Origin of the sequence: Photorhabdus hindustanensis (assembly GCF_002968995.1) — a bacterium.
In the GTDB taxonomy this organism is placed as follows: Bacteria; Pseudomonadota; Gammaproteobacteria; order Enterobacterales; family Enterobacteriaceae; genus Photorhabdus; species Photorhabdus akhurstii.
In genome coordinates, this window is record NZ_PUWT01000017.1 from 1 (window position 1) to 23,630 (window position 23,630).

General features: G+C 42.2%; 17 protein-coding genes and 2 pseudogenes. 5 read left to right on the forward strand and 14 right to left on the reverse strand.

Annotation, left to right across the window (positions count from 1 at the left end; translation table 11 throughout):
* Positions 1–199, forward strand: a 199-nt coding sequence (locus C6H66_RS26345; RefSeq protein ID WP_219847607.1) for a hypothetical protein, incomplete at its 5' end; no start/stop codon positions are given.
* Positions 200–628: 429 nt separating this feature from the next.
* On the opposite strand, the gene C6H66_RS07115 is transcribed toward C6H66_RS26345, so the two are convergent.
* From C6H66_RS07115 to C6H66_RS07160, 10 genes are all read right to left on the reverse strand, one after another.
* Positions 629–904: a MerC domain-containing protein gene (locus C6H66_RS07115; RefSeq protein ID WP_146111028.1), complete on the reverse strand. Its 276-nt coding sequence runs from the start codon at positions 902–904 to the stop codon at positions 629–631.
* 169 nt (positions 905–1,073) lie between these two features.
* Positions 1,074–1,538, reverse strand: coding sequence for a cytochrome c oxidase assembly factor Coa1 family protein (locus tag C6H66_RS07120; RefSeq protein ID WP_105395202.1), 465 nt, complete (start codon positions 1,536–1,538; stop codon positions 1,074–1,076).
* Between the two features lie 136 nt (positions 1,539–1,674).
* Positions 1,675–4,353 carry a type VI secretion system ATPase TssH gene (tssH, locus tag C6H66_RS07125; protein WP_105395203.1) on the reverse strand — a complete coding sequence of 893 codons (2,679 nt, stop codon included), beginning with the start codon at positions 4,351–4,353 and terminating at the stop codon, positions 1,675–1,677.
* 20 nt (positions 4,354–4,373) lie between these two features.
* On the reverse strand, positions 4,374–6,050 hold the full coding sequence (locus C6H66_RS07130; protein WP_105395204.1) for an OmpA family protein: 1,677 nt from the start codon (positions 6,048–6,050) through the stop codon (positions 4,374–4,376).
* 16 nt (positions 6,051–6,066) lie between these two features.
* Entirely contained in the window at positions 6,067–6,711 is a 645-nt protein-coding gene (tssL, locus tag C6H66_RS07135) for a type VI secretion system protein TssL, short form (RefSeq protein WP_105395205.1), read from the reverse strand.
* Positions 6,708–8,066, reverse strand: a complete 1,359-nt coding sequence (tssK, locus tag C6H66_RS07140) for a type VI secretion system baseplate subunit TssK (protein ID WP_181150155.1) — start codon at positions 8,064–8,066, stop codon at positions 6,708–6,710. Before tssK ends, tssL begins: the two co-directional genes overlap by 4 nt.
* A 20-nt stretch (positions 8,067–8,086) precedes the next feature.
* Positions 8,087–9,619, reverse strand: a complete 1,533-nt coding sequence (gene tssC / locus C6H66_RS07145; RefSeq protein WP_105395207.1) for a type VI secretion system contractile sheath large subunit — start codon at positions 9,617–9,619, stop codon at positions 8,087–8,089.
* A 41-nt stretch (positions 9,620–9,660) separates the two neighbouring features.
* Positions 9,661–10,173 (reverse strand): type VI secretion system contractile sheath small subunit, encoded by a 513-nt coding sequence (gene tssB / locus C6H66_RS07150; RefSeq protein WP_046394755.1) that lies wholly within the window; start codon positions 10,171–10,173, stop codon positions 9,661–9,663.
* Positions 10,174–11,046: 873 nt separating this feature from the next.
* On the reverse strand, positions 11,047–11,487 hold the full coding sequence (locus C6H66_RS07155) for a hypothetical protein (RefSeq protein ID WP_105395208.1): 441 nt from the start codon (positions 11,485–11,487) through the stop codon (positions 11,047–11,049).
* A gap of 279 nt (positions 11,488–11,766) precedes the next feature.
* Positions 11,767–12,978: an MFS transporter gene (locus C6H66_RS07160; RefSeq protein ID WP_105395209.1), complete on the reverse strand. Its 1,212-nt coding sequence runs from the start codon at positions 12,976–12,978 to the stop codon at positions 11,767–11,769.
* Between the two features lie 418 nt (positions 12,979–13,396).
* Between C6H66_RS07160 and C6H66_RS07165 the strand changes: the two genes are divergently transcribed.
* From C6H66_RS07165 to C6H66_RS07180, 4 genes are all read left to right on the forward strand, one after another.
* Positions 13,397–14,335, forward strand: coding sequence for a fucose-binding lectin II (locus tag C6H66_RS07165; RefSeq protein ID WP_046394758.1), 939 nt, complete (start codon positions 13,397–13,399; stop codon positions 14,333–14,335).
* 454 nt (positions 14,336–14,789) lie between these two features.
* Positions 14,790–15,821, forward strand: coding sequence for a fucose-binding lectin II (locus C6H66_RS07170; protein ID WP_105395210.1), 1,032 nt, complete (start codon positions 14,790–14,792; stop codon positions 15,819–15,821).
* 409 nt (positions 15,822–16,230) lie between these two features.
* Positions 16,231–17,244 (forward strand): fucose-binding lectin II, encoded by a 1,014-nt coding sequence (locus tag C6H66_RS07175; RefSeq protein ID WP_105395211.1) that lies wholly within the window; start codon positions 16,231–16,233, stop codon positions 17,242–17,244.
* A gap of 535 nt (positions 17,245–17,779) precedes the next feature.
* The gene (locus C6H66_RS07180) at positions 17,780–19,228 is read left to right on the forward strand and encodes a flavin-containing monooxygenase (RefSeq protein ID WP_105395212.1); all 1,449 of its coding nucleotides are present in this window, start codon (positions 17,780–17,782) and stop codon (positions 19,226–19,228) included.
* A gap of 76 nt (positions 19,229–19,304) precedes the next feature.
* Here C6H66_RS07180 and C6H66_RS07185 read toward each other — a convergent pair whose 3' ends face one another.
* The 4 genes and pseudogenes from C6H66_RS07185 to C6H66_RS07200 form a co-directional block, all read right to left on the reverse strand.
* On the reverse strand, positions 19,305–21,431 hold the full coding sequence (locus tag C6H66_RS07185) for a M48 family metallopeptidase (RefSeq protein ID WP_105395213.1): 2,127 nt from the start codon (positions 21,429–21,431) through the stop codon (positions 19,305–19,307).
* Positions 21,432–21,914: 483 nt separating this feature from the next.
* Positions 21,915–22,475: a rhomboid family intramembrane serine protease gene (locus tag C6H66_RS07190; RefSeq protein WP_105395214.1), complete on the reverse strand. Its 561-nt coding sequence runs from the start codon at positions 22,473–22,475 to the stop codon at positions 21,915–21,917.
* Positions 22,476–22,694: 219 nt separating this feature from the next.
* Positions 22,695–23,031 (reverse strand): annotated as a pseudogene (locus C6H66_RS07195) (transposase); the annotation flags it as partial.
* Positions 23,032–23,179: 148 nt separating this feature from the next.
* A pseudogene (locus tag C6H66_RS07200) lies at positions 23,180–23,518 on the reverse strand (ISNCY family transposase); the annotation flags it as partial.
* Positions 23,519–23,630 lie beyond the last annotated feature (112 nt).

Consider the following 23,630-nt stretch of genomic DNA (forward strand, 5'->3'; position numbering starts at 1 on the left):
GTTGCTATCAGCGATGAGGTCAATTCATCCATTCAACTGGCACAAATCCAACCGAATAAATGCTCGGTTGTCAGCCCTGGTTAATCCGGGGAACAAGAGATTTCATCCGGTATTTCCTGACTCAGCAGTTAACCGGAATGAAAATAATCGTGAGGGCCTGATGCCTGCTCTCGAATTAATAGATTCAATAACGAAATAGACGGTTATTGAATAAGTCAATTCTCCTCATTAGCGCATATTAAAATCAAGTGTTTTTTTATCAAACAGCACAATTTGTTTAATCTCAACGGCAAAATTCAGCATATTTAAACCAATCTTAAACGGAATGTCATTTGTATACACAAAAAGGTTGCATCGATCAAAATAATATGAACCAAATTCACCCCATTGATATTTTCGCGTCATAAACCCATAATAAGACATATATTTCCATTACTTTCAGCATGTTATATACAAACAAAAATACAATAAATGTATTATTCCAACCTTAATCTTATCTTACCCCCAACAACAATATGTTACGTCGAGGTAAAAAATAATGATTCTCAATTAGATAATGCGAATGAGAATAAATTTCATCACCCAAAATAATCACAGATAATAACTCAATCCTAATTCAAGGCAGCGATTATCCTGCTTCATCCTGCAAGGTAATCGTAGCAATCACTTTCTCCGGTAAAAATACATTATTGTGCAACACAGGCATATATCGGCTGGCCCAGGTTTGCCACTCTCTATCAATAGATTGTCGCTCTTGATGCCAGAAATGATATATCTCCCACCTATGATCAAAGAGCAATAACCGCAGTCCAAAGACAGCCAATCCGATTAAGCCCGCCGCACAAAAAATTATCCGCCACTGTCGCGACCTGATGTATCCAAACCATAATTTTACAGAAAACATTTGAAATAACCCAAAAATTACATAGATAAAACAATGCTTTATAAAAAAACAAAATACCATTGACTCTACGTCGCTTAATTTTCTCTTTTAAGCATGATTCTCATGACTTTCCAATGAAATTAAATCGGCTCAAGGGAGTTTTAATAGCATGATACAAAGAAAATCATCTTTATTTCATGGGATTATCGACAGCCAGTAAATCGATCAATTGCCCACCTGAATCAGGTTGAACAGTAATATTTTTATATCGCCAATGTCCTGCATACTTATTTGCATCAACATGCATCGAACCACCAGACCGATTTCCTTTTATAGGAATGTCCAATTCCGCCTCTCTATCGTTAACACTGCCAGAAACAAACCATCCTGTTTTAATTGGCTGGCCTAAAATATTTTTCACAATAGGATTACTTTGTGCCAGCGATAAAGCTTTCTTATAGGGTTCCGAAGATTTCATTACGCCCATGACAATCGCAAATGCACCAAAGATGAAAATCGGAATAAAGCAGGTAGTCATCCATTTCCATTTATGCGCCAACCAACTGCGTTTTTCAGGAAGAGAAGGCGTACCTGTCGTTGCTTCGTCACCCAATAATCTCCCCTCTTTTTTTATCGTTACATTTTTTACTTTCATCTTTTTAATACCTTTTCATTCGGGCGACATGCCACGTTATTTTATGTGCGAACTTCTTATTCCATCAGATATAGGGCAGAACCCTATGCACAGTTTCATACAATTTATTTAACCATTCCTTTCATTTAACCATGACTTATTTGTTCTTGATATCCAATGAAGCAACCGGTTCAGTATCAGTAAAAGCAAGAGTGATCCCCTCTTCTTCGTCGAAACCCAATGTCACGCCAGCAGGTTTATTGTGATGGGCCAAACGTTCCAGCAGCGCCTGTGATAACACCGGTAATATTTGCTGGTTGAGCAGGCTGTCGATATTGCGTACTCCACTGTCCGGCAACAGACAAGCATTCACCAAGGTGTCGCACAGGCTGCTTTCCACTACGCAGGTCAGGCCATAATGGCTATGAAGACGCCGAGTAACTTGTTCCAGTTTGATTTCAACAATACGTCTGAGCGCATCAGCCTGTAACGGGCGGTAAATCACGGTCTGAAAGCGAGCCAACAGAGCCGGCTGGAAGTGATCACGAAGCATCGGATGCAACAGCTCATGCAACGCGGCATTCGGGGCGTCAGGTTGTTGTGTCAATAACGCCATCAGTTGATCACTGCCCAGATTAGAGGTCATTAAGATGACAGTATGACGAAAATCGATTTCTCGTCCTTCGCCATCGCGCATAAAGCCGCGATCAAATACCTGATAGAACAAGTTAATGACGTCACGATGGGCTTTTTCCACTTCGTCCAACAACACCACACTATACGGGCGTTTACGTACTGCTTCCGTTAAGATCCCTCCCTGACCATATCCGACATAACCTGGCGGTGAGCCTTTAAGCTGAGACACCGTATGTGGTTCCTGATATTCCGATAGATTGATAGTGATCAGTGAACGCGACCCACCAAACAGGTTATCCGCCAATGCCAGCGCGGTTTCAGTTTTCCCTACCCCACTCGGCCCAACCAACAGGAATACGCCCAATGGCCCCTGTTCCGGCGTCAATCCGGTTTTAGCGGCACGTAAACGCTGGGCGATTTCCCGTAGCGCCGCCTCCTGACCAATAACCCGCTCCCCCAAATGTTGCTCCAAATGCAACAAACCGGTCTGTTCATCTTTCAACAAGCTACTTAACGGAACGCCTGTCCAATCAGCGATTACTGTTGCTACGGAACGTACATCAACATCCGACGATAGTAACGGCTGCCCTTGTTGTAGTGTCGCCAGTTGCTGTTGCAACAGGGCTATATCATGCTGTCGGCTGATGTCCTGCCGGGCATCGAGCAACTGTTGCGTCAGCTGTTTTTCCTGTTGATACTGTTTATCCCGCTGTTGTTGCTGTCGGCACAGTTCATGACGTTGCATTTCAATTTGTGCCAAACGGTCCGAGTGATGGCATTGCCCCAGTGCAATATCTTCCAGTATCGCCTGTTGTTCTATCTCAAGCGCGGTCAATTGGGACTGGAGTCGCGTCAACGCCTCCGGTACCGTATCCAAGCTCATCCTGACTCGTGCGCTGGCGGTATCCAGCAGGTCTACTGCTTTATCCGGTAGCTGTCGCCCAGTCAGGTAACGGCGAGATAAGGCAACAGCAGCCTTCACCGCATCTTCCTGAATATGTACGCCATGATAACGAGCGTAACGCGCTTTCAGTCCACGCAGCATCAGGCAAGCTGTCTCATCGTCCGGTTCATCGACTTTAATCGTCTGGAAACGTCGCTCCAGTGCGGCATCCCGTTCAAAATACTGTTTGTATTCCGACCAAGTGGTGGCGGCAATCGTGCGTAATTCTCCCCGCGCTAAAGCAGGTTTTAGCAGGTTAGCCGCATCAGCGCCCCCCGCCTGATTACCGGTACCAATCAGCGTGTGCGCTTCATCAATAAATAGCAGAATGGGGGTTGGTGACTGTTGCACCGCTTCAATGACGTTTTTCAGTCGCTGCTCAAATTCGCCTTTTACCCCCGCGCCTGCCTGCAACAAGCCTAGATCCAGCATCCGCACGCTGACGGTTTTTAAGCTATCGGGGACATTGCCCTCAACAATACGCAGGGCCAATCCTTCCACCAGCGCGGTTTTCCCTACTCCCGGTTCCCCCACCAGAATCGGGTTGTTTTTACGCCGACGCGATAGGATGTCGATCATCTGGCGGATTTCACTGTCACGGCCAAATACCGGGTCAATGCCACCCTCAGCAGCTCTGGCTGTGATGTCCAGCGTGAATTTGTCCAATACATTCTGCAAAGCGAATGATAATGGCTGGGGATTTAGCGCATAGTTATCTGTGTCGCGATCCTCAATTTCAGCGATTGATCTATCCGTCGTCAGACATGCCGCTACCTGTATCTCCGGGCGCTCGTCCGATTGTTGATCCAGTAATGGGCGCAAACGTTGTAGTTGCGTCACACTCAGGTTGAGTAACGGCCAGCCATGATGGGTACGCAACCAAGCCGGTTGGCCGCGCAGTACCTGCAAAAGATGCACCGAGCGAATAGATTCATTACCCTCTTCCAGCGAAGCCACGCACCAGGCAACCTGTAACAAACTACACAGGTCGCTTGATAACCGCGGGCGTTGGTTGATGCTATGCGGCAAACGGTTAATCGTAGTCAGCAACGACTGCCACAGCGTATCCATATCCCACTCATAACGTCGAGCAATCACCGTAATGTCGCCTTCGCCGCCCTCAAGCAGCTTGAGCAACCAGTGTTCCACAGTGATTTCAGCATGTGCCCGTGTCTGGCAAAATGCAGCGGCGGCTTCCAATGCCTGCGCGCAATAATGGTTTAAGCGGCACAATAGTGCGGTAAATACGGTATCCATATTAAAATCCTAGTTGTCATTTAGTTTCTTTGTGGTCGTTGGCAGGCGCCTACGTTCGACGGCATCAGACTGATTTCAACCCGACGGTTGACAGCGCGTCCTGCCGCGGTTGTATTGGTCGCAATCGGCCGCGTCGCGCCTTCGCCTTTTACGACAAGGCACGCCGGCGATACGTCACTGGTTTGTAATATCCAATCTCGCACTGCTTTTGCCCGCGCCAGTGATAGCACGCTGTTTTTCGCGGCGTCACCGGTTGAATCGGTATGACCCGTTATCACCACCATCCAGCCCGGTTTAGCTTTAATGTCGATCAATACGTTCACCAGCACTTTGGCCGCTTCTGGCTTAAGACGTGATTGTCCAACGTCAAACAGTGACATGCTGCTCAGGTTCAATGTCTGCGGCAACGGCTTGCCGCTCTTCGGCACAGGAGGCGGAGATACCGGTAACACTGCATGGTTGATCACATCCATCAGCGGCGTATAAAGGCGATCGCCTAAATAAAGCCCTACCCCTAAGCGCACCGGTTCGCCGTCACGTTGATATTTCTCCAGCAATGCCGCATCAAGCTTGAGTTGATGGTAAGCCTGAACTTTCGCGCCATTATCTTTCACATCAACTATCTGATAATGCTGTAAATCACTGCGTATCTGGCGCAACAGGCGCAAGTTGTTCCAGGCACTGGAGGCCAATGCCAGACAGGCAAATCCGCTCAGCAGGCCGATGCCCCAGATGACCGCTCGTCGGTGCGGTGTATGGCCAACATGATGTGGCAACAGGCGTAACATGGCATCGGGAAATGGCGATACATTCACCGCCTCAGCAATGCTGTGGCTAATGCGGGGTAAAGTGGTACGGTCGATCAGCCATTTTGTCCATAAGTTGTTTTCCTGTGGCGTTTGTGGCAGAAACGTCAGCGCCATTGCTATGGGAGGACAAGGCCGACTGACCAGCTCCGGCGATCGGCATTCGTTCAAGATGTTTTCTACCATCCAGCGTTGCCATGCCGCCGCCGCAATCGCTTGCTGTAAACGCGTGGCGCATTGCCGCGCGTCTCCTTCGGTCAGCCAGATATTCATCCCAACAGCGGCATGTTCTTCTCCCCATACCGTCATTGTCGAGCTGTCTGCCTGTAGCTCGAACCACGGGCTGATATCGCCATCAAGATAACCGGCGATCAATACCGGTGCACGGTAAGCGGTTAGTTGAACAACACGATCAACCTGATAGCGAAATTCCCTGATCTTTGCCGTCATTACGGCTTGATCTCGTTGCTGTTCAGGAAAGAGTGTTAATAGCACGCTGATCTGCCTACTCCAATCAGGTCTGGCGGCAATAATCGCTGCTACCAGTGCGCTCATCTCGTTTTGCTGCGACACACAGATAAAACAGCCCTGTGGCGTGCAGCGTACCGGCCCTTCCGCAAACAGCGTCGCCACGCTATCGCCGCAGGTTAGTACCACAGGCTGACGCCACGAGGCCGCAGGTAATGCCGCCAGCAAACGGCAAACACCGGCCTGACGGGACATTTCAGGTATGGCGCGGCCAACCCGCCACCAGGCAATCACCGTCACTATCAAGATCGCGGCCAACCACAAGGCAATAGACACATTCCCTAGCGGCAAGAAAAACAGACATAACAGCGCCGCCAGAACACCAGCTAAAAGCCACAACGCTCGTTTTAATACGCAACTCAATTTGCTCTCCTTAGCCTTATCCAAGCAACAAATATTGCTTAAGGTAGAGACGCAGACCGCACCACACCAAAGTTACCCCCGCTACGGCCAGACATCCCCAAAACCACGGAGAGCGTGCATGCCAATATTGGTCCTGATGACGGTCCGCGCTGGCGCGTATTATCTGATGGGGTTGCACCGCCATCACCCCGGCACGATCAGTCAGTATATCCAGTAATGACTGGCGTTCCTGAGCGATCTTTTCCAGATCGCCCCCTTGGAAACCCAATGCCAATACGCGCTGGAAACCCGCTAATACCAGCAGAGAGGGTTGTGGTTGATCCAATACTTGACGTATACGTTCAAACAGCCGTTCTCCAGCATGGTTGCTATTGCAAAATCGTGTCTGCAACGGCGTTTTCGACCAAGTTTCATAGCCGTTATCCCGCTCAGGGCGTCTGAGTACGGTTTCATCCAGCAACGCGCACAAGGCATAGGTGATGTGAGCCATGTTCTCTTCGCTGATACCATTCGTACTTAATTGCTGCCGTGCCTTTTCTACCAAATCAATCCCTTTTTGATATAACGCCTCGCCGTACAGCGATTTATCGCCATTCTTTAGCGCAATCACTAGCATCCCAATGTCAAGCATCAGGTCATCAATTGAAATTTCTTTGTTCATGAGCGTAATACCGCAAACAGTTCTAATTGAACGCCCGACAAGGTACCGGGCACATAGAAGGCGCAGCTTCCCGCCTCCAACATGGCTTTAGCCGTCGGATTATTCAGATCGAAAGCAAAGTATTGGTTTTCCAACCGCAACGGGATCGCCGCCGGTACATGACTGAGCGGATGTAGAGGAATGCCGCTCAATGACAAGTTAATCAGTCGCTCAACATCATCAGGCGCTCCCACTTTGCACAGTTGCGGAAACTGAGTTTGTAGCAGGTGTGCCGGCATCGACGACCGTACAGAGAGGTAGAAATCAGCCTCTTCACACAATCGCCTGTCATGAAGTGATGCTCTCCACTGATTTTCGCGCACCACTTCCAGCTCAATCGAAATCACCCTTGATGGCAGACTCGCCTCAAGTAATGTACTGATAAGCCGGATCAATGGCGGGAAAACGTCGCTGAGTTGGTGGTGTTGATAATTAGGGATCGCGTCGAGATCACTCTCCAGTGAAAACGTCAGTAACGCCCCCGCTAACTTCACCAGTTCACGGTAGATAATTTCCGGATGCAGTGCAGGCGCAGCTTTAAAATTATTCAACACCGGTTCATAGCTGTTAAGCGCATTCAACAACCAGAACAGTGACACATCCGCGACAGCAAAATCTGCCATACGTTGATGGCTTTCACGACGCATTCCCATCAGACGGGTGCGCTTAGCACGTAGCTGAGTCAACAACAGATCAAACTGTTCCAGCAATGGAGGATGGGCAGCAAAAGAGAGCAATGGCGGCACAAAACGGTTATCCAGCATCCAACCGTTTTGCCCGTCACGTACCAGACGCGCCAATGGGCATGTCAGATAAGCCTCATTTTGGTCATGCTGAAAGCGTAGGGAAATCGCATGGCGCTCGACCGCAATGGATTCACGCCCATCGCCGTACTTATCCTGTATCTCAACCCACTCCTGCTGATAACGTAGCGGCGGTTGTCCCGGCCCCGCACTTTCACTACTCTGGCGGCAATTGCCGCCATTGGCATGCTCCAGCGGTAACGCCAGCAATACCTCAACAGCACGCATATCCTCCGGCGCCGCCTGCTGTAAATCACAGGCCGCGGGCAGATTGTCAGCATAATCAGTATCAATCAGCGTCCCATCCTGTAAACGGGCTTTGAGATGCTGAACTTTCAGGCGGTTTAAGCGCAGTGCTTCCTGATCAAACCGAATATCAAGCACTCCCCAGGGATGAATCAATCCCAGATGGGCAATACAATTGTTGGTCAGTGCCTCCCAACACGCTTGTTGCTGAAATTGTTGAGGGGCTAAAAAGGCGTCTTCAATCCAGAGAGGACGTAGAATTTTCATCATAACTCCCAATAAAATGATTACGATTTCGCTTTCGGCATCTGAGAAACCAGAGATAAATTGACGTCAATCCCTTCCACCTGAAAGTGCGGCACCGCATACAGCCTGACTCGGAAGAATCCCGGATTGTCATCAATATCCTCAACCACCACATGTGCTTCACGCAGCGGATGAGATGCCTGCATGTCGTCAGTCGGATCATTCATCTCTGTTACCAGCGTGTTGACCCAGTTATTCAGTTCAATTTCGAGCAAACGCCGATCTTTAGTGCTGCCAATGTTCTCCCGCTGGATCAGCTTTAAGTAATGGGCAATGCGTGATAGCAGGAAGATATAGGGCAGACGCGCATTAATGCGACTGTTGGCCGTGGCTTCACCGGTGTCATACACCGCCGGCTTCTGCGTGGAGTGAGCCGAAAAGAAGCAGGCGTAATCGCGATTTTTGTAATAAGAGAGCGGAATAAAGCCTAAATTGGCAAATTCGAACTCACGGGTTTCCGGGATCAGTACTTCTGATGGGATCTTAGCCCGATAACCAGTACCCAGATCATAGAGAGAAATCGGTAAATCGGTGATAGCGCCACCGGCTTGCGGACCGCGGATCTGCACACACCAGCCATTTTTGACAAAACTCCTGACCATATTGACGGCAAAAGCAAAAGCGGCATTGGTCCACAAATACTTATTGCGGTCCGGCCCCTTTGCCTCTTCGGTATAATTAAACGTCCGCACCGGCACACTCTTCGGACCATACGGCAGACGTCCCAACACTCTTGGCAGAGTGAGGCCAATATAACGGGCGTCTTCGCTGTCGCGGAAAGCCTTCCACTTGGAGCATTCGGCGCGTTCAAAATAGTGACCGATATCTTTCATCACCGCCACTTCATCCATGCTCTTCTTGCCAAAAAAGGCTGGCGCAGCAGCAGTAATGAATGGCATATGCGCCGCTGCCGCGACTTTGGCAATGTTGCGCAATAAGGCGATATCCTGCGATCCGGCACTAAATTCATAGTCGGCAATCACTGCGCCAATCGGTTCGCCGCCTGGTGTGTCATATTCCTGAATGTAAGCGTGACGATAGAAACCGCTCTGAACAATTTCCAGGGTATCGTCAAAATCTTGCCGCAAATCATCCTTGGCCACATCCAATACTTCAATTTTGACGTTCTGGCGTAAATCTGTTCGATCCACCAGAAATTTTAGACCTCGCCAGGCAGATTCTACTCGCTGGAATTCCGGTTGATGTATCACCACATCCAGTTGGCGGCCAATTTTGCGATCCAATTTGCCGATCTCAAAATCCAGCAATGCTTTATCCAACTGGGCCACTTTTTGAGCGGAGGCTTGCAGCAGATCGAGAAGAACGCTAACAGCCACGGTCACCCGTTCATCTTCCGTCACGCTCGCCAATGCGTCACTGTTATGAAAGCATGCAATATCACTTAATCGCTCCACCGGACGTAAATTGATCTTCTCAAACAAAGACGAGTAAACCCCACCGGCATGATGGTTTGCCGTCGCCATAGAAGATGTGGCCTGCTCTTGTACAGTCATTCAAATGCCCTTACTTAAATCTCGTGAAAATAATGTGACCATTACCTGTCTTGCGGCGACCTGTTTGGCGGCATTAGTGCTGCCAATTCAGCTCGCAGTTTATCGCTCAACATTTCATCCTGGAGAATACGCTCCAATTCTCGACGAAAGGCGGCATTGTCAAGTAGGTTGGATTTCAGCTCGCGCAACAAATTGCGCATAGAAAGCAACGCTCGCAGTTGTGGAATTTGTCGCGCCACTTGCTCAGGCTCGAAGTCCTTTATTTGCCGAAAAATAAAAGCGATATTTTCTTCGCTCCCATCTCCGGCCAAGGTATTCTCCACTGTCAAATTAACCGCAGGGTTAAACTCAGCTAATACGCTGTCAAAATTGTTTTTATTTATAGAAACCTTCTCTCGTTCCGAAAGCGGGCGTTGTTCCTGCCCGTTGCTGTAATCACCCATGACCAGCAATTTCAACGGCAACTCAACCTTTTTCCGTGCTCCACCGGTATGTAGATCCAATTTAATATTAATACGCGACTTAGGAACTTCATTTTGAAAACTTGCAGTCATTGATAACTCCTTACTAGCAAAAATAGAATAAAAACATCATGGTTATGGCATGATATTTTCACGGAATAACACGCTTTATCAGATAGTTACGAACCGATAATTAGACAGACACCCAATATGAGGGAACGAATAATGGCACCTTAATTGACGAACGACCTAACAAAATCAACCAAAGCAAAACAACCTCAATTTATACTCATTCTAATGAAGGAATTATGTTAGATAACATCCAACAAAGAAAGAATTAAGCTTACATAGATAATAAAAGAGCAAACATCAACAGAAGTTAAACAAGAATTAATTAAATAAAAATAAGCAAAATTCAGGAAATTCTTAATGACATTTCATAACCAATTATAATTGTTACTATTTTTTACTTTTAATTTATTACAAATTGTAACAATTTGTAACAAACAGTAATAATATGCAATAAACATCGGATAATTGTTATTTTTATTTCACGACTTTATTTGATCTTATTTTCTCAAATGAGATTGATTATTAATTACATGATGACTTATATAAAAATCTCCATTAACAAGCGTATTAACACACATGCCATACATGACAAATGATTTACACCATCCCTCTCTTTTCAACAAATTGACACTTTATTACAATAATCAATAAATGAAATAGTTTAATAATATAAGTATTTTGGAGTTAATCATTAGAGATATAACCGATTTCTACGCGTATCAGCATTTCAATAAGTTAGTTATTAGCTCAAATAAAAACTCACTTGATAGTCAACCAGATTAACCATCAATAGAGTAATTAAAAATGCCGAACAACACGCGAAGAAATGCTGTCATTTCAACAGATGTCTATTTGATACAGAACGTTACCCGATATATTCAATATCTTATAACGCTATATCATTTCCAAATTAATATCATTATCATTAAATTCCAGCGTTAGGATTTTATTTCCACCACCTCGATTATTACCAGGGATCTCTAATGCATCATCGTAAGTAAATTCCCTATTTATGGAATATTTAACTGCATTTTCATTTGGTGGATTCCAATAATCCTGAAATATCCAAATATTAAATCTGAATTCAGATCTCAATCCCCTTTCAGTATAGATATGAATTGCTTTATTAGGTTCATATTTATCACCTATCCAGGGCGCCCATAAATCGCCATGCCATTCAGACATTTTATCCACGGAAAAATTTCTCCTGGCAACATATCCATGTTCAATGACAATTTTACAAGGCGTTTTATTATAAATAGATTTAATATTTGTCACTCCCGCGATAATATTCATGGCTGGTTTATTCTGAGCGTTATTTGATTTTCTTTCCATTTTACCCACCTATATCAATTAATAAGTTCAATAATAATTATGATAGGATTTATAATAATTTCATCCTTTCGCACACTATCATCCAGCATTGACCAAAATTATCCTTATAACATTAATTTCCTCCAGTGACATTACACTCCAAACAACATTTAATTATTACTAATCACCTCTATCTTCTTATATCAATGACTAGCCTTAAATTCAAATATAGCGCAAAATCTCTATTTTACCATTAAGGCTAGATCACATATCTGTCGTTATTTCTCCTTAACTGTTACTCTAAGCATTATTCACTAGATTTTTCGTCCCTCTTTTCATCACTTGAGCTAATTTCATTACATATACAGGTAATATCAGGGCGCTAACCATAGTCAGTATGAAAATAGGCTGCACATTCTCAGCAATAATCTCCTTACCGTCTAAGAAAATAGAGGAGAAGAAAAACACCACACCGGCGCCCAAATTGGAAAATGCCATCTGGAGGGCGCCAAAGCCCGCACGATTTTCAGGCGTCGAGGCATAAGAAGCCAACACGTTTGCAGCCATCACCTGTACATAAGTCGCGAACATAAAAAGTGAGAAGAAAACGTATCCATCTACTTTTCCCGTCAATCCTAGAAAGATATTAACAATAAATAAAGTCGCCGCAGCGATGGTAATTCTCTGAGGCGGATATCTATCACAAAGTTTCCCGGTTAAATAAGTGCCTAACCAAGAGGCAATACCACCGCAAAAGAATACCAGTGAAACCTGATTTTCCGGGATATAAAACACATTTGTTAATAGCGGAGCAAGTATCGGAATAAGCATGAAAGGACTAAAATTACTGACGCCACTTGCCATCCCGGCCAACGTTATTTTTTTGGTTAGCACAATTTTGTTCTGACTATTTTTTACTTTCTCTGCGCCTGGAATAAAGAAGAGGATCAGAGGCACACTCACTATGCATAAAATAACGATGAGTAAAAAAGAGACTTTCCAGTGAAAACTCTCGGCCAAATATAAGCACAATGGTATACCTAAAATACTTACGAATGAAAAAGATGAAAACGCAATGCCTAATACTCTTCCCCGCATACTTTCTGGAGAATTATTAAGTAAGATCCCGATGCCGACTCCCAATGTCACACCACCAAACAGACCGGCAATAATACGTAGCAGAATAAGTTGGTAGGGTTCCGAAGAGAAAATCGTCAGAAACGTAATTAAACCAAGAAACAGCGTGTTTAAAATAAGAACCTTTCTTTTATTAAAACGATCAATAAAGAAAAAGGATGCCAGGCCAGAAAATACCGAGGAGAAAACATAAACACCAGCAACAACCCCCGCCATCGTAACCGGCATGTGAAAATCTTTCGACATATAAACAAAAAGCGGAGTTACCATCATGTACTCTAATGCATTAATAAATTGAACTAATGCAACCACCATCGCAATAACAACTATATTATTAGTTCCAACTACCTGATTATTTCCAATTGACTTCGACATTATGAGTCCCAATTCCTGTTGGCTTAAATTTCATCGACGTGGTAAGCAATTTACCTCACATGCAGCGCAAAAAAAAGCACCGTGTATCATCCAGTGAATGCATTACGTAATCAGGTTTGAGATGAAGCTGATGGCGGTAAAGTAGAATAATCAAGCAACAGCAATTTCAGTAGCCTAACTCATTGTTGGAAGTAGGTAACAAAGGCACTGCCTTTACCGAATAATCATTAGGATTGATACTCAATCCGTAGGCGTTTATCGCTACTGCTATCCCTACTAAGCACCACAAAAGTGAAGCTTCCTACTTATCACAATAGCTCCACTTAAAGGATTATTGAGCGGCAATAGGATCAGCTCAGAACAATTTCAAGGGATATATCAACGATTAGACATAGATAACAAACTTCCTGGAGAAATTATGGCGAATATACTTAAATATGGCGATACCGTAAAAATATTAAATAGTTTCAGAAACTGGGATGGTGGATATCTCAGTGTATATGGAGCGAGTGGTATTTCAGATGGAAAATATACTGTAATAACCACCACTCAAGCCGGAACATTCTGGCGAATTGAATCAGGAACGGGAAAACCTATCGGCAGTGAAGTTATTAACAACGATGCTATTTTACTCCACAATCTTTATCAATGTGATGGTGGCTATTTAGGGCATTATGAATCATCAAGTCAACAGGTTCCAGAAGGCGAAATATACCCGATACACACATCAGATAAAAACATCCGCCCAGAAACATTAGAGTGGATTATTTATTCTGACATGCCATCTATTGATGGAAAAATCAAAGAAGATGAAAACATTACGCTATATAACCGATGGGGAACCAGAGGCTTTCTTGATACTAATGGTTGGGTTGGAGTCCCTGAAACAGTATGTCATGTATATACTTCCGCTAATAACCTCCGTAAGCCCTATACCGGCCTGTGGAAAATGACACAAGTTAAAGATCCTTGCCTCCCGGTTACCAAACCCTCCAATTGCGCCGGAGAATGCGGTACGAGTGATGGCGGTAAATATTGCTGCCAGCTACCTCAAAGTATTCGATTTGGTCTGATAGCGTACACTAATACAACCACCCATCAACAAACCGTAAAAGTCTATATTGACGATCTTCTGGTAGACACATTAACCGGCAAAGGAACAAATACTAAAGCTTATACATCAGGTACAGGCAAAGTCTGTATCGAGATTATAGGAGATGGCAAACCCTGTAAACTCCGTTACTCCTATAATACCCTTGATGGAAAACCGGGAACAGTCACTATTGGCGCCGAAAATGATGCCAATAATAATTACAATGACAGCGTGGTGGTACTGAATTGGCCACTGGCGAATTAGTTTAAAATACTCTATTAATTTCACTACAAGAAATCATTAATACATTAAAGCGGTATTATTTGCCGCTTTTTTATGACATAAATATCATTAATAAAATATACTTATAAGCATTACCCATCTCTCATAAAAATGAAAAAAACTGAAAAAGACGTTAAAAAAATAAAATATAATGCTTTAATTCCCATTTAATTTACATATACCTTATCTCTTAGCATACATTTTTATTTCTGCAAAAATAAAAACAAATAAAACCAATCATTAAACCATTAAAACATAATCTTGATTATAACTCACCAGTGATATTAATCTTCAACAATACAAATCATTCTGTATCATCAAAGATATAAATAAATTGCACAATTAAATATGGAGTTTTCAACACTATTTGAAATTTATTTAAACCGAAAATCTAAACAATACGTTAAGATATAATTACCATGAAGGATATATAACAATGAATACATCCAGTTATCTTTTTCTTAACTCGGAAAATATTAAATACAATGAAATATCTGGTCACAATGGGATGTACGCAGGTTATCCTCAACCTGTCAGTAAAGATTGGCCTAATCTTCCTGTCGAGTTCCAAAGACACATTGACGATGTGATTAATTTAAATGGTTATTTGTATTTCTTTAAAGGATCGCAATACCTTAAATTCGACATTGCAAAAGCTCAGGTGTCTGAGGGGCCTAAACCCATTGTGGAAGGATGGCCGGGACTAATAGGAACCGAATTTGAAAATGGGATAGATGCAGCGACGGAATGGATCGATATAAAAAAACCTGATATCACCAATGTCGTTTGTTTCTTTAAAGGTAGTGAGTGTATCGATTATACTGTAAGTTCACATACGATTAACCAAAAAACTATTTCGGAAAAATTGGGAACAACTGGAAAATATTCAGAATTTAGTACAAACTTGGATGCCGCAATATTATGGAGAACTCGTGGATACCATTATATCTTCATTTTCAAAGGTAACTCTAATATCCGATTTAATCTGAAATTAAATGCTATCGATGGGGGACCAACGACTCCTAATAAAACTAATTGGCTAGGAGTTACCTTCAACAAAATTCAAGCTGCGGTATCAGTTGATACAGATTTGTTAGGTAGTCAAAACTGTGGCGGAAAATATGGTACCAATGACACAGGTAAATATTGTTTCCAATTACCCCAGAGTACCAAATTTAGGCTGACAGCCTACACGAATACTGATGTTCATCAACAAATGGTAAAACTCTATATTGACGATCTTCTGGTAGATACATTAACCGGCAAGGGGATAGATAACCTGATAGCGACTAAAACCTATGCATCCGGTACAGGTAAAATCTGTATTGAGATTGCAGGCAATGATAAACCCTGCAAACTCCGTTATTTTGATAATACTCTTGGGGGAAAACCTGGAACCGTCATTATCGGGGCTGAAAATGGGGCCGCCAATAATTACAAGGATAGCGTCATCATTCTGAACTGGTGAGTTAAAGATTTTCACTAGTGATAAACTCTATCAATAATTAAAGCGGTATTATGCCGCTTTTCATATGAAAACATTATCAATTTAATATATTTTTAATATGTTATTGTTAAAATTAGAAATTAAATATAGATATAAAATAGTGTTTTGAAATTTAATTGCACAATATAAGCCTTACCTCATAGTATATATTTGAATTTTTGCAAAAAAACAACATCATCAAATCAATAAATAACCTATTAATATATAGCATTGCCATAGCCTATCTTTTATACTAATTTTCATAGTGTAAATTTTTCTGTTTTACCAAATAGCCTTAATATCATTATTGCTATATTTTATCTGTAAACAGTAGATTTAAAAAACATTATAAATCAATGACAAACCTAAAAACCATGAAGGATATATATTAATGAATCCATATGTCTATTTATTCCTTAATGCAGATAATGCCAGATTTAATGACACATTAAATATACCAGATACAAACTACCATCAACCTATCAGTAATGATTGGCCCGATCTTCCTATCGAGTTTCAAAGACATATTGATGATGTGATTAATTTAAATGGTTATTTATATTTTTTTAAAGGATCTCAATATATTAAATTCAACATAGCGACAGCCAAAGTCACTGATGGTCCAAGATTTATTGCAGATGGGTGGCCCGGATTGGAAGGAACCGAATTCGAAAATGGGATAGATGCGGCCATAGAATTAACAACAAGTAGCGTTTGTTTCTTTAAAGGCAATGATTGTATTGATTATGCCGTAAACTCACACACGATTAAGCGAAAATCTATCTCAGACAGATGGGAAATAACAAAGAAATACCCAGCATTTAGTAAAAACCTGGATGCTGCTACATGGAGAAAAATTCATCAAAATAATCCTTTTATTGATTTCCTCAAAGAGGATCAGCATATCGGATTTTATCCACAATCACACACTCTTGCACATGACATTGTTCCTGTTTCTGCTTATACCGGAGGAATCTTCAAAACAGCTCAAGCCGCGGTATTGATTGACATCGATTTATTAGGCAGTGACCGAGGAAATAATGGAGGCTGTAGCGGAACATGCGGCGCCAATGACACCGGCAAATACTGTTTCCAGTTACCTCAAAGTATTCGATTTGGCCTGATAGCTTATACTAATACAACTATCCATCAGCAAACAGTAAAAGTCTATATTGACGACCGTCTGGTAGATACATTCACCGGTAAAGGAACAGATACTAAAGCCTATACATCAGGAACAGGAAAAGTCTGTATCGAGATTATAGGGGATGGCAAACCCTGTAAACTCCGTTACGCCTATAATACCCTTGATGGAAAACCGGGTTCAGTCATTATTGGCGCTGAAAGTGGTACCGAGGGCAATTACAATGATAGCGTGGTGGTATTGAACTGGCCCCTAACATGAAAATGATTAGAAAAGATCAATCAGCAATAAATAAACATTAAATCCCCTTGAACAACTTCACATATTTAAAATAATTCAGAGAATATCCTGTTTTCTGGATTATTTTATCGAATTAACCTAAAAATCTCCCCATAATTGACCAAATTCTAAATTTTGGGAAGATATTCAATCAATAAAATACATCTTATCTCCCTTCCGCTAAGTTCTGTCGGGTTCACTTCGAAATCCTTGCATAATACAATATTGACTCAAGAGCAGACAAAAATGCTTTAGCAAACTTTTAGTTGTGTTTATTTCGTCTATAACGTGACTTAAGCACCGTGCCCAATATTCATATTTAAGGGTTGAAAATATTCTCAAGCTAATTATTTATTTGTGGCGGTAGGAAATATTGACACGTTAAACACGGGTAATGAGCAATGTAAGACTAAAGCAATTTCATATTGCTATGCTACTGTCAATGATGACAAGAATCACATTGCTTTAGCTAGGTGAGTTTCAACTCATCAAAAAATGACCTTGTAGGAGAGAGACAGTGAATAACCATTATGATGTTTTGATTATTGGCGCTGGTATTGCAGGCATTGGTACAGCATGTCATTTAACAAGGAAATGTCCTGATAAGCAGTTTATGATATTAGAACGTCGCCAAAAAATAGGCGGTACTTGGGATTTATTTCGCTACCCAGGTATTCGCTCAGATACAGATATGATGAGCTATGGCTATACATTCCGCCCTTGGACAGATACCAGTGTTTTTGCCGATGGGCCTTCAATTAGAAATTATATCCATGCAACGGCAAAAGAGTATGACCTTGATAAGAAAATAAAGTTTGGGCTAAAAATCACGCATACTGACTGGTCAAATACGACTCGCCAGTGGACCGTTACCGCGATTGACGAAATCAGTGGGGAAACTCAGCAATTTACCTGTCGCTTTCTCGTCGCGGCAACAGGTTATTACAACTATGATGAACCTCATTTACCTGAATTCCCCGGCATTAAAGATTTTAAAGGCCCGGTAATTCACCCTCAACTCTGGCCTGAGGAATTGAATTACAAAGGAAAGCGAGTTGTTGTCATTGGTAGTGGCGCAACAGCAGTTACTTTACTACCGGCAATGGCACATGATACTGCCCATATCACGATGCTACAGCGCTCCCCGAGTTATATTCTTTCAATCCCTGGCAGGGACAAAATAGCCGAGTTCTGCAAAGGCATTATTCCACAGCGCTGGATTTACACATTGAGTAGAAAGCGCAATCTCTTTTTCCAGCGCTTAATTTATAAAACGAGTCGACATTTACCTAATTTATTGAAATCACTTTTACTGTCATCTGCTCGCAAACGTGTCGGCCCAGATTTTGACATGAAACATTTGACGCCAAAATACATGCCGTGGGATGAACGGCTCTGTTTTATTCCCAGTAATAACCTATTCAAGGTACTGAAAGAAGGTAAAGCCTCTATCGTTACTGACTATATTGAACGCATAACTGAAAACAGTATCTTATTACAATCAGGTAAGGAATTACCCGCAGATATTATTGTTACAGCGACTGGGCTGAAATTACATTTTATTGGTGGAATTGAACTCTCTATTGATGGGCAAAAACAGCAAGCTCATGATCGCATGCTTTATAAGGGAACGTTGATACAGAATGTCCCTAATTTTGCCTGTCTGTTTGGTTATATCAATAACGCCTGGACGTTGAAAGTTGATCTATCTGCGGATTATATCTGCCGTTTGTTGAACGAGATGGACCGTCGCGGTGCTACCGTTGTGATGCCATATGCTGAGCGGGGTGAGATGCAGGAGGACGAGCATATTTTTGGCGCCTTGCGAGCTGGTTACGTAAAACGCGCAAAGGACTTGCTTCCTCGTCAGGGATATAGCTCAACCTGGCGGGTTCCACATGATTACAAAAAAGATAAACAAGTTTTGGAGCAGCCTGTAGATGATGCTGCATTGAAATGGATATAACTGCACGAAATTAAAAAATCAGTGGTTATATTTCATTATTACCAGCCCGTTATCACAAACGGGCTGGTTGTTGTTATTAATCGGATTGATGCTGATTTAAAACATGTCGGGCATGAGCGGCTTGAAGATAGTTATGGATCATTTCAATAACTTCTCCATCAGATATTTTTTTACCATTGGCTTTCAGCGTTCCTACAAAACCATAAAAGAGATGGCGTTTTTTCTTCCGTAATTTTCCCCTACCTAATCGTTTTTTAGGCGTCATATCTGGCAGAGTGGCATTATCTGCTAGCTCAAGCGTTAATGTCCTCACTTTGAAGAAGAAGGAATCAAAAGTCGTATAATTGAAATCAATAATATTATGCAGAGGATAAGATGTCTGAAAATCAGGGCCGCTGATTTTTGTTGGCTCCCAAATTATCATGCTGTTTTTGCAGCGTTTATAGATGATAATTGCGAATAACAAACAAGGTAAATTGACTAAAGCAATTAGTGCGGAGACTAAAAAAATTGCCTCTAATATATGCTCTGAATTGGTTTCTTTTATAGCGAAAGACAAAAAGAACCCACTGCCCACCATAATCATAAAAATAAAAGGCAAAATAAACATAAGATTACGTTTACTGGATACGGTCAAAGTGGTAGTTTCAGATGCCGATACCGCCTGTTCTTCCCAAATTTGTTTCTGCTCTTGATAATACTCATCAATTTCACCTGACAGGTTTTGTGTTAATTCCACTGAAAGCGCTTTAGCATCAGTAAATAGATCATCAATATTATTGTAATGTCCTGCTTCAACCGGACGCGAAGCATAATCCAGCAATTCCTGTTCTATTGGCAACTCTAATGCTTCAATACGAGATTTAGTTGTTGGATGGGTATCCGTAGGGTGAGTAAGCTCATTTTCCAAGAACTGGCCCGCATCAGGAATGCCATTTTCGCGCAGGTTATCAATAATGACAGGCAATAGATCATCGGCTTTCAATTTACCTGCAAACAACACTGACAATTGCTGGTTAATTGACTCGCTCACCGCAGAAATACGCAATAAAGCGCTAGAAATAGCTTGAGCACTACTCAACCTGGCACCCACAGCATCGGCGGCATATTCACGGATACGGCTCCAATGATTCACCGCAAAATCAAATTGTTGGATGAAGAAGATACCCAAATAAATGGAAGGACTCATCACCAGACGGCTATAGTAATCTTCTCTATCCTTAATGTTACTGATCATCACATCGATGCTGCGGCTCATGCCTGCGTAAATAGGTGAAAAGTGGAGACTGTAGGTAGTATCTTCACCGGTAAAGTGCCCCAATTCATGACCGATCACCGCTGCGGATTCTTCACGGCTCAACAATGCTCCGTAGATTAGCGGAAAATATAAGGTACGACCTTCAAGTACCTGCTCATTATTGATGCAAACAGGGTAGGAAGTCACAAAGAAACATTCCGTCAAACCGACAACAATATTGTCTGGCGGCGCTGTACCGACTTGTTCAGCTAACTCATTGATCCATTGCCATAGGCCAGGAGCTTCCTCTGGAGTCACGGGTTTTCCCATCAAATGGGAGGCCGAAGGGGAAAACATAACAAAACAGTGTTTGAGTTTCGCAATACCCTTAATGATGCACCACAGAATTGCCAATGCTGTCACGCCCGCAACAGCAACAATTTTTGCCCCGCCACCTCTCATTTCAAAATTACCAATAAACCAAAGTATTTCGTAGCTGATCAGGGAAAAAACAGTGAGGCCAATCAATGTCATCTGCCCGACAAGAATAAAAGGCAGCAACCGGCGACAATGATCAAATACCCTCAATAATTCATCGCGGGATTTGCGAGCCACATTACCACTACGCATACATAGCAAAATCGCGAATCCCCCTAACAGTAGTGATAATACACCACCGCCAATCGTCCCTAGATCTAAAATTGACTGAAACTCGCTGAATGTGGCTTCTCTGCTGTTAATTATTTCATCTGTTCTATTGAGAATTTGATTGACGGTAAAAGAAGTGTCGCCGAATTTCATGGTGATATTGGGATTGGTTTGCAACAACTGTGTCGCTTTGGCATGTAACAATTTAATACTATCGAGGGATTCAGTCAGTTCACTGGTTCGGTAATATTGCCAGCCACCATAACAACTTAATACTAACGGCAAGGCAAGTAACCAAAGAAAAAGTCTATTACGCATTGAATATGTCCTATTTATACTTTTATTGACGTTATATTATTTGGTTTTTTTTAAAACACAAATAAAATTCTTACTTCATGGAAATAGAGTTCATTGTTCTGTTTAAAAAACAGAGTTAATAAAGTAAAAGATAAATTGAGTTCTTTCAAATGATATAGAATATGATTCTTAATTCAGAAATGAGATTAGGGCTAAAATCGCAATATCGCACTCTTAAATACCCTAATTAGTCATTCCATTTTAAATGGTCATTCATTTATTCCTGGCATAAAGGTAACCAAGTTTATTTTTTTACTGTTTATACCCGTCATCTTTCAAGTTGCCTCTTTGTTAGCCGCACTCACCCCGATCACATAGTTATCTATGCTCCCGGGGATTCGCTCCCTTGCCGTCGCGATGCATCTTGAAATCCATAGGGTATACTATCAATGAATATCTGAAATGGGGATAATCTACTTACGGCCTATCCCCGATGCCATAAAACTAATGGCTCTCTATTATCCATCTCTTCGATAGCCAAGAGAAAACCAACCCAGATATCACACCAAAAATATGTCCTTCCGTTGAAATATCCTCTTGCCACGGTAATAAGCCAAACACAATCCCACCGTAGTACACAAACACCAAAATCGCAAAGAAGAGATCTTTTATTCTTCTCAGGAAAAAGGCGTTAGCCAGCAACAATCCCCATAGACCAAAAATCCATCCGCTGGCACCTATATGAATAGCCGTGCGCCCAAATAACCAAACTAATGTTCCTTCCATAAAGATAATAAACAGGCTGGCGAGAACATAATAACGAATGGAGTGTGCCATCAGTAACACACTCAATACTAATAATACGGGGAGATTGCTGAATAAGTGCCCCCAGTCACCATGCAGGAATGGAGATAGCGGAATACCAATTAACCCTCGGGAGTATCGAGGAATGATGCCTAAATTACTTAGTGCGCCACCGGTTAAAGTATCAAACAATTGTATTATGATCAGTATTACTGCTAATCCTATTAGCATACGAAAGCGTTGTTTTAGCCCTGTTTTCACTGTGTTGTTGCCTTATGATTTATTGGAAATCAAAATGAATTTTGTCTCAATAAAGGTGTTATGATCAAAGTTGACACTACGACCACTACTATATCCCGAAAGTTTGGAATTTAACAGTTTCGATGCAAAAGCTAAATTCTATTTTGGCGCAATAAATTCAGTTTGGTGATAAAAAATAATCATAAATAACTTCTCACAATTATGATACACCGACTCTTTTTATTCTCTGCTATTCATGTAGGGGGATGAATTTAAAAACGCTTTCACTTTCTCAAGCAACTGCCACATATACTGACAGCCATGATTTCGTGTCACCGTTTCATGCAAGGATCGCCACAGACGCTCAATTTTATTTAGCCGGGGAGAATAAACAGGTAAAACAATAGGTTAAATTTAGGATGACGGGCTAGCCAATCACTGATCAGTCGGCTTTTATGGATACTGTAATTATCCAAAATCAATGTAAGAGTTTCAGCATGAAAATAATGTTTTTGGTTTTTTCCTAGTATCACTATAGTTTCTGTTGCCCTTTTAAATACCCATCAGCGCTGCCCTTCGCCACACGATACCCATTTATGTCAGTAATAATAGAAGATGCTGATGGATAATTTTATGTTTAATAAGGTGCCATTCCGCTCCCTATAAATAAGAACAAAAATGCCGATCTTGAATATCGGCATTTTGCTGTAAAAGAGAAGATGAATTTAATGCTTTAACGCTTCAATTTTATCCCGGCTCAGTCCGGTACTGGTGACAATAATGTCCAAACTCACGCCATGCCGTAATAAGGCACGAGCCGTTTCCACTTTACCTTTCTCTCGGCCTAGCTCAATACCTTCTTCTCGGCCTTCTTCTCGGCCTTCCTCTCGGCCTTCCTCTCGGCCTTCCTTTCTACCTTGCTTGATACCTCGCTCAAACCCTTTTTGTTCAAGCTGTTCTGCAATAGTCATCAACATCGTTTCATGCTCCGGAGATTGTTCAATCAGTTGATGGACAAATTGGGAGAGATCCGGCGTATGTCCATTCAGTAAAAATAAAAACAAAAATGCCGATCTTGAATATCGGCATTTTACTGTAAAAGAGAAGATTAATTTAATGCTTTAACGCTTCAATTTTATCCCGGCTCAGTCCGGTACTGGTGACAATAATGTCCAA

Coding starts and splice junctions, on each gene's coding strand:
- C6H66_RS07175 (WP_105395211.1), top strand. CDS start 16,231: ATGAATCCATATGTCTATTTATTCCTTAATGCAGATAATGCCAGATTT.
- tssH (WP_105395203.1), bottom strand. CDS start 4,353: ATGGATACCGTATTTACCGCACTATTGTGCCGCTTAAACCATTATTGC.
- C6H66_RS07170 (WP_105395210.1), top strand. CDS start 14,790: ATGAATACATCCAGTTATCTTTTTCTTAACTCGGAAAATATTAAATAC.
- C6H66_RS07155 (WP_105395208.1), bottom strand. CDS start 11,487: ATGGAAAGAAAATCAAATAACGCTCAGAATAAACCAGCCATGAATATT.
- tssB (WP_046394755.1), bottom strand. CDS start 10,173: ATGACTGCAAGTTTTCAAAATGAAGTTCCTAAGTCGCGTATTAATATT.
- tssL (WP_105395205.1), bottom strand. CDS start 6,711: ATGAACAAAGAAATTTCAATTGATGACCTGATGCTTGACATTGGGATG.
- C6H66_RS07185 (WP_105395213.1), bottom strand. CDS start 21,431: ATGCGTAATAGACTTTTTCTTTGGTTACTTGCCTTGCCGTTAGTATTA.
- tssC (WP_105395207.1), bottom strand. CDS start 9,619: ATGACTGTACAAGAGCAGGCCACATCTTCTATGGCGACGGCAAACCAT.
- tssK (WP_181150155.1), bottom strand. CDS start 8,066: ATGAAAATTCTACGTCCTCTCTGGATTGAAGACGCCTTTTTAGCCCCT.
- C6H66_RS07115 (WP_146111028.1), bottom strand. CDS start 904: ATGTTTTCTGTAAAATTATGGTTTGGATACATCAGGTCGCGACAGTGG.
- C6H66_RS07160 (WP_105395209.1), bottom strand. CDS start 12,978: ATGTCGAAGTCAATTGGAAATAATCAGGTAGTTGGAACTAATAATATA.
- C6H66_RS07165 (WP_046394758.1), top strand. CDS start 13,397: ATGGCGAATATACTTAAATATGGCGATACCGTAAAAATATTAAATAGT.
- C6H66_RS07120 (WP_105395202.1), bottom strand. CDS start 1,538: ATGAAAGTAAAAAATGTAACGATAAAAAAAGAGGGGAGATTATTGGGT.